We start from the raw sequence: 1,932 nt of genomic DNA on the forward strand, positions 1-1,932 counted from the left end.
GTAAGCGTGGCGCCGAGGCCCTTTGGATTTTTTGTGCGGAGTCTTGAGAGCACCGTTAGAAGAGTCATCTTCTGCAAGGGTGCTCATAATGGACGACCATTCTGACGACATAAGACGACCGTTGTCACCGCGTATTGAAGTGTTCGCAGGCGCAGGTCGCAAGCGCTGGCCGGATGATTTGAAGGCGCAGATTGCTGCGGAAAGCCTCGAGCCGGGGGCGGTTGTCACGGACGTCGCCCGTCGCCATGGTTGCCGGCCCCAGCAGGTGCATGACTGGCGGCGCCGGGCGCGTTTGGGCCAGTTGGTATTGCCGGCGTCGGCGGACACGCTGTCGTTCGTGCCGGTGATGTCGGAATCGGCGTTGCCTGCGGCCGCAGACCCCTCCGGGTCGCCTGAAGCCGCCGTTGTGACGGTTGAGTTCCAGGGCGCGCGCGTGGAGGTGCGCGGGGCGCCTGGCCTTGCTGTATTGAGCGATGTGTTCATTGCGCTCCGACGGACACGTTCATGCTGACGCCACCCGCGAGCCTCATGATCTACGTGGCGACGCAACCTGTCGACTTCAGGAAGGGAGCGGAAGGCTTGGCGCTGCTGGCGAAGGAGACGCTGGGCCATGACCCGATGAAGGGCGTGGCGGTGGTGTTCCGTGCGAAGCGCGCCGATCGGGTGAAGATCGTCGTCTGGGACGGCAGCGGCCTTGTGATGTATTGGAAGCGGCTCGATGGCAGCGGCTTCAAATGGCCACCCATCGTGGCCGGTGTGATGCGGATGAATGCGGCCCAGCTGTCAGCACTGGTAGCCGGCATGGATTGGACGCGCATGCACGCGCCTCGAATCCCGCAGCCGAAAGCGCTTGCGTAAAAATGCAAATCATCGCTGCATCGTGACGCGAAGCATGGCAAGCTCGGGCCAATGAGTGATTTGCCCGATGAGCTGCCGAGCGATCCAGCCGAGTTGCGTGTCTTTGCCGCGGCTCTGCTGGATCGCTGCGCCCGGCTCGAGCGGTTGCTCAAGCTTGCAAAAGATGCGCAGTTCGGTCGGTCCTCGGAAAAGCTGGATGCTGATCAGCTACAGCTTGTTCTGGAGGACATCGAAGAGGCGGTCGCAGCTCTCGAAGCAGCCGAGGATCGCGTCAATCCCAGAACCTCCGAGAAGAGAGCGGCCGAGCGTAGAGCCAACCGTGGTCAGCTTCCGGAGCATTTGCCGCGCATCGTCGAGACCCTGATGCCCGCTGCAACCTGCTGTCCGTCCTGCAAAGGCCATCTCTTTGAGATCGGCCACGATGAGAGCCAGAGGCTGGACGTCGTGCCGGCGCAGTATCGCGTCATCGTCACCCGCCGGCCCAAGCTGGCCTGCCGCGCCTGTCATGGCGTCGTCCTCCAGCACGCCGCGCCCGAGCGACTGATCAGGGGAGGATTGCCTACAGAGCGACTGGTCGCGCATGTCATCGATGCCAAGTATCATTGGCATTTGCCGCTTTACCGCCAGGCGCAGATGCTGGCGACGCACGGTATCGCCATCGACCGTTCCACGCTCGCCTTCTGGGTCGGCTATGCCGCCCAGGAATTGAAGCCCTTGTGGCATCGTCTGCGCCAGCTTCTGCTGGCCTCCTCGAAGCTCTGTGTCGATGAGACCCCGGCGCCGGTGCTGGATCCGGGGCGCGGCAGAACAAAAACCGGCTACTTCTGGGCGCTGTCACGCGATGACAGGCCTTGGGCCGGACCTGATCCGCCTGGGGTGGTCTATGCCTATGCACCGGGCCGCGGCGCCGTTCATGGCTTGCGGCTGCTTGAGGGCTATCGCGGCATCATCCACTGCGACGGCTATCAGGCTTACAAGACCATGACCCGAGAGACGCGTGCGGACGCCCTGTCCGGGACGCTCGCCTTCTGCTGGTCGCATCTGCGGCGCCAGTTTGTGAAGATCGAGCGGGAG

General features: G+C 63.4%; 3 protein-coding genes. All 3 read left to right on the forward strand.

Features of this window, described 5'->3' with window-relative positions; genetic code table 11:
- Positions 1–88: 88 nt before the first annotated feature.
- Positions 89–511: an IS66-like element accessory protein TnpA gene (gene tnpA, locus PMN64_RS42515; protein WP_011931030.1), complete on the forward strand. Its 423-nt coding sequence runs from the start codon at positions 89–91 to the stop codon at positions 509–511.
- A complete protein-coding gene (gene tnpB / locus PMN64_RS42520) occupies positions 505–858 on the forward strand; it encodes an IS66 family insertion sequence element accessory protein TnpB (RefSeq protein WP_027557044.1) in 354 nt (117 codons plus the stop codon). The genes tnpA and tnpB overlap by 7 nt, the downstream gene beginning before the upstream one ends.
- Before the next feature lie 51 nt (positions 859–909).
- Positions 910–1,932: IS66 family transposase (gene tnpC / locus PMN64_RS42525; RefSeq protein ID WP_411785068.1), on the forward strand; the 1,023-nt coding region annotated here is incomplete at its 3' end.

The organism is Bradyrhizobium sp. UFLA01-814, assembly GCF_046718885.1.
In the GTDB taxonomy this organism is placed as follows: Bacteria; Pseudomonadota; Alphaproteobacteria; order Rhizobiales; family Xanthobacteraceae; genus Bradyrhizobium; species Bradyrhizobium elkanii.

Bases quoted from the DNA above. Each gene is read 5' to 3' on its own strand.
- tnpA (WP_011931030.1), top strand. From the start codon at position 89: ATGGACGACCATTCTGACGACATAAGACGACCGTTGTCACCGCGTATT.
- tnpB (WP_027557044.1), top strand. From the start codon at position 505: ATGCTGACGCCACCCGCGAGCCTCATGATCTACGTGGCGACGCAACCT.